Source organism: Arthrobacter glycogeni (assembly GCF_054511155.1).
This window is the reverse complement of sequence record NZ_JBTNDE010000041.1, coordinates 1-6,188: the sequence shown is the minus strand read 5'-3', so window position 1 is coordinate 6,188 and position 6,188 is coordinate 1. Positions and strand designations below refer to the sequence as shown.

The window sequence follows — 6,188 nt, the reverse complement described above, 5'->3', positions numbered from 1 at the left end:
GGCGCTGCGGCCGCTAGCTGCCCGCGCAGCCTCGACCCTGCTCAAAATAGCTGAATCCGCGCCCAAACCCCGATTCAACAGCTCCCTGTCCGTGCGGCTCACCCACGAACAGCTCGCCGGACTCCTCGGAGTTACCCGGGAAGCAACCAGCAAAACCATGTCCGATCTCGCAACCCACCACCTCATCCGCCAAGGACGCGGCAGGATCATCATCGAAGACCTCCCCGGCCTAAGACAGCTTGCACGAAAAACCACATGAGCCCCAGCAGTAACTGGCTGAACCAGGTTCAGATACCGCACTCGCGGCACAACCCCTAATTGGCTGGCGCTTGTCGAGGAAGCCCATTCAACCTCAGCTGCTGATAGTCCTGAACGCGGCGAGTAGGAAAGTCATCGAAGGCAGAAACCATCAGTGGTCACCTCGGCTGGTGAATACTTCCATACCAAACGCCGATAACACCCTGCTATGTCAGTTGTGACTGATCCGGGGTTGCAGGCCCTTGCTAGCCTTCATCTCGATATTCGACTCCCGTTATATCGGGTGTGCTGACTATCTCGGTTCAGGCTGGTGTCGTTTCAAAGGTGTCGATGATGTTGATTAGCGCGGTACGTAATTTTTCGTCGGACAGCCCGGCTGATTCCGCGGACGCCTCGGTCATCTGATCGACGCGCCGTAAGACGCCGGTTCCCTCGGCTGTGATGCGGGTGCGCACAGTGCGTCCATCCCATGTGGCGCGGGCAAGGGCTACGAGCCCTTTTACTTCGAGTTTTTGAAGGACCTTCCCCATAGTTTGGGCTTGGACATGGACCAGGGCGGCGAGGCCTGCTTGGCTTATCGGGCCACTGTCGGACAGGGCCCTGAGAGTCGTCGCATCGTTGTGGGTGACGGCTAGCTCTTCGAGGCACAGGTTTTGATGATGTTCGTTCAACCAGACAGCCGTACTGAGTAAACGGCTGGTAACTACATTTACCCACGTCAGGAGCACTTTTCGTCGTTAAAAATACCCCGCTGGACCACCCTCATGAAAGCCCGAGGCTAGCTGATCGATCAAGAAGCGGGAGTGAAGCTTCTCGGAACGTATTCCGTAGTCTTCGCGTGCGCTGAAGGGGTGAATCTTTGTTCATTACCCTCTAGCGCACGGTCATCAGCACAGCCGGGTCCGGCCGCCTGGAAGTATCCACAACTTCTGATGTCTGCAGCCATGAAACGACCCGTCTTCGGTGACGCCCACGGTCCCGTTACCCAAGGTAGTGGGGCCGCGGGGACGAATCCTGCTGCATTGATCAGTGATCGTGGCGTATCCGGCGCTCAAGTTTCGTTAGCGAATTCAATCGACGGGCAATGAGGCTTCGCAGCTCGCTGTTCGAGTCCGAGGGTTGAGTCCGTTTCCGGGAATGTCGGCGAGCTGGCACCGGTGAGGAATTCCGCTGCAGCTCTGTGAGGGGTTTCGATTGGTGTGCTGGCTCCATACCTAATTATTGTGCGTCGTCCGGTTCAGCGCCACCCATTGCCACCGGCAGGCACTGCCGGGGCTGCGGAAACCTGTTCCGGATAAAGGGGAGCCCCGAACAGAGCCGCCTCCGTAGGGGCGTAAGACGGCTCCGTTCAGGATGCCGGCATGAACACGGCTCCCAGAGGTAGTAATGGTGGTCTCAGTTCCATCGGTTCCTCTGGCTTGAGTATCCGATCCCTTCCATGGGAAATACCTAGGTTGCCTGCTGTAGAAAAGGGGGACTCGTATGTGCGCGTCTAAGACATGGCAACTGATAGAGGACAACTGATGGAAGAACCAGCCGAAAAGGCCATCGTGGATGAGGCCCGGCACGAAACCCTTGAGGAGCAGTCGGATCGCAACTGGAATGAATTGCTGCAGGAACTGCGGGTGATGCAAACCGGGACACAAATCCTTGTCGCCTTTTTGTTCACAGTCCCGTTTCAGCCCACGTTCGCCGACCTCGACGACGTCCAGCGTGTCACCTACCTGGTCCTGGTGATTGTCGCTGCGGTGATGATTGTTCTGCTGCTGGCACCGATCGGTCTTCACCGGTCCTTGTTCCGGCGTCGTCTTAAGCGGCGAATAGTTGAACACAGTGCCGTGTTGGTGCGCTTATCGCTGCTGGGCACTGCCCTGCTCGCGGCCGGCGGCGCTGCCCTCGTCTTTGACATCGTGCTTGGCCGAACGGCAGGAGTAGTCGTCCTGGTGGCCCTGTTGTTCGTCGCAGCCCTACTCTGGTTGGTTTACCCTGCCATTGTCGGACGGCAGAAAACCACCACAAAAAAGTTTGACCAATAGCCGAGTCCCTCTTCACAGGGATACCTCGTCATCTACCGAAGGAATCATGGCCCGTCCTGATCGCCGACCGGCATTGGTACACAACAAGGAACGCAGACATCGGTCGAGGCAGCGGGGCACCCGCAAAGCCCTGACCCTTGTTATCGCACTGCCGGCACCCAAGGAGAATCGCTCCTTACGCCGATAACATCCCATGACGTCACCCATCCAAAGCGGGAAATTGGTCCCAGCCCAGTAGTAGGCGCTCCATTACAGAAAGGTTGAAGCACCCATCGATGGGCGCCTCAACCTTTTCTTATGTAGGTGTTGGTCCTACTTTTGCAAGAAGGTGAGCAATGCCTGGTTGAACTCGTCCGGGTGGCTTACGTTGCAGCCGTGTGGTGCGCCCTGGATGACGTGCAGGTCGCTGCCGGGCAGGGCTGCATGGGTGCGTGCGCCGGATCCTTCGAAGGGTACGACGCCGTCGCCGTCGCCGTGCAGAACGAGGGCGGGGACGGTGACATTTGGCAGGTCGTCGCGGAAATCGGTGGTCCCGAAGGCTTCCATGCACGCCAGAGCGGCCTTCTTATCAGCCTGCTGACACAAGATGAGGGCTTCCCGGCGTTGCGCTTCGGTGACCTTGAGCTCTCCGTTGACGGAGAAGAACTCGCGGGTGAAACCTTCATAGAAGGAGTCTTCGTCCTCTGTCAGGTCCGATGTCATCGCCTCCGCCGCGTCCTTGGTGAGCGGACCATCGGGGTTGTCCTCGCCCTGCATCAAAAATGGAGGTACCGCGGCGGCGAAAACGACGCCACGGACCCGGTCGGTACCGTATTTGGTGAAGTAGCGGGCGACCTCACCTCCGCCCATGGAGAAACCGACCAGAGTCGCGTCAGTGAGATCGAGCGCCTCGATGAGGGCACGTAGGTCCTCCGTAAGGGTGTCGTAGGTGTACCCGATGCGGGGCTTGTCGCTGCGACCGAAACCCCGCCGGTCGTAGCTGATAACCCGGTATCCAGCATCTTCCAAAGCGGGGACCTGGTCTTTGAAGGATTCCCCGGACAGGGGCCAACCGTGAATCAGGACAACTGGTCGGCCGGACCCGCCGGTGTCATCGACGTGCAGATTCGTGTCTTTGAACAGACCGTGGTGAGCAGTAACTTCTGTCATGAAGAGCCTCCAACATTGAGATGGGATCGGCGTACAAACCCGACTCTACCCACTTCGTCAGCAGGCTGCCCTCCGGATGGGTCCTGTCCCTCACACCTCAACTGATTCAAAATATGACGCTCTGAGTCGTTTCATACCGCCTTCAGTGGGGGACGGCGGCCCGTACAGGGATATTCAGGCAGGGATATTCACGTGGCCAGTGACGTAAACGTACATCGTTTTGGAACTGCACATGAGCGGCATCCCTACACATGGGAGCAGAACATATCGTTTATTGGGCACCGAATGGGTGCTTGTAGAGCGATTAGTTGCCTAGCCGCCCCTTTTGAGATGTCATGCGGTATCTTAAGCAAAAGGGACGGCCTCGGTTACCGTTTTTTTCTGTTGTTTATGACCTCCGTCTGACCGCACGGCGAGCTACCACTGGGGGGGAATCGTCTTGAATACATACGGCGGCGCACAACTCAACGCCACCCGGGACAGTACGCTTGGCCTAGGAAACCCTTGAGGTTGGAAACGTCCAGAAGCAATCCCAGCGGCGTGAACCCTGCCGAACACGAAGGGCTCACAGGGCTTCTCCTCAGGATAGGGCAGGGAGACCGTGAAGCATTTGCCACCTTTTATCGCTTAACATCCCGCCGGGTCTATGGGCTTGCACGCCGGATCATTGTCAACGCTGAAATAGCGCAGGACATCACTCAGGACATTTATCTGACCGTGTGGCGTGACGCCCACAAATACAATCCGGCCCTGGGCAGCGCGATAGCGTGGCTGATGATGATCACCCACCACAAAGCAGTCGATAAAGTTCGCTCAGAACAAGCCAGCATCAACAGGGAAGCACGTTGGGTAACCGCGAGTCACAGCCCGGACTACGATGTGGTGGCCGAAACCGTGACGACGCGAATCGAAGCTCAAACCGTTGTCCAGTGCCTGGATACCCTCTCTCCTCGCCAGCGTGAAGCGATCGACCTTGCTTACTACGACGGTCTGACCTACCGCGAAGTCGCCGACCGTCTGTCCATCCCGCTACCGACCATCAAAAGCAGAATCCGAGATGGGCTCAAGAGCCTTCGAACCTGTCTGGACGGGGACGAAACCAAGTGAACCCATCCGGACAAAGCCCGTTACTACCCCATGGGGAAACCCTACTAATGGGTGACCCGGTACGGCGCCTCTCCGATTTGGAGTCAATGCGCTCCCACCTCGTGCGCACCGTGTTAAGCATCCTTGAAGCTAGTACTAGCGCCCGTTCTATCGGTGATCCGACTGCACACCCTCCGGCAGACGCACAGCGACTCCTCAGCGCAGCGATCCGCGACCTCATGGACGTGGACGACCAACTGGATAAAGCCCGAAACCCATCCGGACTCTAGACAGAACACAGGGGCCACAGCAAGAGGAGGCATGTCCAACCAACTTTCGAGATCGAACAGAGCCGATAACGGTCTGATACGCTAGCCCGGAACATTGACACAGCCAACGTCGGATTCGCGGCGCAGAGGCCGGCGTCGGGAGAATGAGGCTATGACACCCGCCGATGTTGTTCTTCCTGATGGTTACAGCCAGACGCTCGATGCGCTCAAAACCCGGGTCAGAGAAGCCCGAACCCGGGCGCTGCATACGGTCAACACGCAGCTGATCGAGCTGTACTGGAATATCGGAAATGAGATTCTCACCCAGCAAGTGCGGCAAGGGTGGGGAACCGGTGTCATCAAGCAACTGTCTACGGATCTCCGTGCGGAGTTCCCATAGATGAAAGGCCTGTCTCCAAGCAATCTGCAGTACATGCGTGCCTTCGCGGCCGCCTGGCAGAACGCTGAACCAATTTCCCAGCAGACTGCTGGGAAATTGCCGTGGGGCCACATCATGGTCCTGATCGACAAGCTTGATGACCCTGCGGCACGTGATTGGTATGCCGCGGCCGCGGCCGAGTACGGCTGGTCTCGTAACGTGTTGATGAACATGATCATGAACAAATCCATGGAACGCACCGGTGCCGCTCCGTCGAACTTCACCCGGCACCTCTCCCCCGCTGATTCCGAACTCGCACAGCAAGTCGCTAAAGACCCCTACGCCTTCGAGTTCCTCGGACTCAGCGGCGAGGTCGCCGAAAGGGATCTAGAACTGGCGCTAACAGAGCGGATCGTTGAGACCTTGCGGGAGTTGGGCCCGGGTTTCGCTTTCGTTGGCCGGCAGGTGCACTTCGACGTCGGCGGGGACGACTTCTACATCGACCTGTTGTTCTTCCACGTTGCACAGCTGCGGTACTTCGTGATCGAGCTCAAGACCGGCAAGTTCCAGCCTGAGTACGCCGGGAAACTAAACTTCTACGTCGCCCTGGTCGATGACAAACTCAAACTCCCCGCCCACCGGGAAACGGTTGGCATCCTCATCTGCGGCAGCAAAAACGAGCACACCGTCCGCTACGCACTGGGCCGGGCGGATTCGCCCATGGCCGTCTCCACCTACACCTACGAATCCCTCCCAGCAGCCGAAAAAGAAGCCCTCCCCGCCGCTGAAGAACTCACGGCAGCCTTCGACCAGCTCGAGTCCCACAACGATCCAGCCGCCTAAACCAGAGCCAAGAACCCCAGAGACAAGACAGCGCATTTCCTAGAATCTTGGAGTGTGATTCGATGAACCCATGGCTCAGGTCGCCCCACCCACAGCAGTCACCGAAGACCTGACCCGTCTACGGTCGGCGCTGGACGCCACGGTGCCAGCCAAAGACGTCACGAACCT

Annotated in this window: 5 protein-coding genes and 1 pseudogene; 4 read left to right on the top strand and 2 right to left on the bottom strand. The window is 58.1% G+C overall.

The window, feature by feature from the left end:
- A partial coding sequence (locus tag ACX80O_RS16510) for a Crp/Fnr family transcriptional regulator (protein WP_459334150.1) occupies nucleotides 1-259 on the top strand: 259 nt, incomplete at its 5' end.
- 301 nt (nucleotides 260-560) lie between these two features.
- On the opposite strand, the gene ACX80O_RS16505 is transcribed toward ACX80O_RS16510, so the two are convergent.
- Complete coding sequence (locus ACX80O_RS16505) at nucleotides 561-929, bottom strand: MarR family winged helix-turn-helix transcriptional regulator (RefSeq protein WP_459334149.1); 369 nt, start codon at nucleotides 927-929, stop codon at nucleotides 561-563.
- Nucleotides 930-1,781: 852 nt separating this feature from the next.
- On the opposite strand from ACX80O_RS16505, the gene ACX80O_RS16500 reads away from it, so the two are divergent.
- Nucleotides 1,782-2,294 carry a DUF6328 family protein gene (locus ACX80O_RS16500; protein WP_459334148.1) on the top strand — a complete coding sequence of 171 codons (513 nt, stop codon included), beginning with the start codon at nucleotides 1,782-1,784 and terminating at the stop codon, nucleotides 2,292-2,294.
- 312 nt (nucleotides 2,295-2,606) lie between these two features.
- Here the strand turns inward: ACX80O_RS16500 and ACX80O_RS16495 are convergent, their stop codons facing one another.
- Nucleotides 2,607-3,443 (bottom strand): alpha/beta fold hydrolase, encoded by an 837-nt coding sequence (locus ACX80O_RS16495; protein WP_459334147.1) that lies wholly within the window; start codon nucleotides 3,441-3,443, stop codon nucleotides 2,607-2,609.
- A 540-nt stretch (nucleotides 3,444-3,983) separates the two neighbouring features.
- Here ACX80O_RS16495 and ACX80O_RS16490 point away from each other — a divergent pair.
- Entirely contained in the window at nucleotides 3,984-4,550 is a 567-nt protein-coding gene (locus ACX80O_RS16490) for an ECF RNA polymerase sigma factor SigK (protein ID WP_459334146.1), read from the top strand.
- Between the two features lie 420 nt (nucleotides 4,551-4,970).
- Nucleotides 4,971-6,020, top strand: a pseudogene (locus ACX80O_RS16485) (PDDEXK nuclease domain-containing protein).
- The last annotated feature ends 168 nt before the right edge of the window (nucleotides 6,021-6,188 follow it).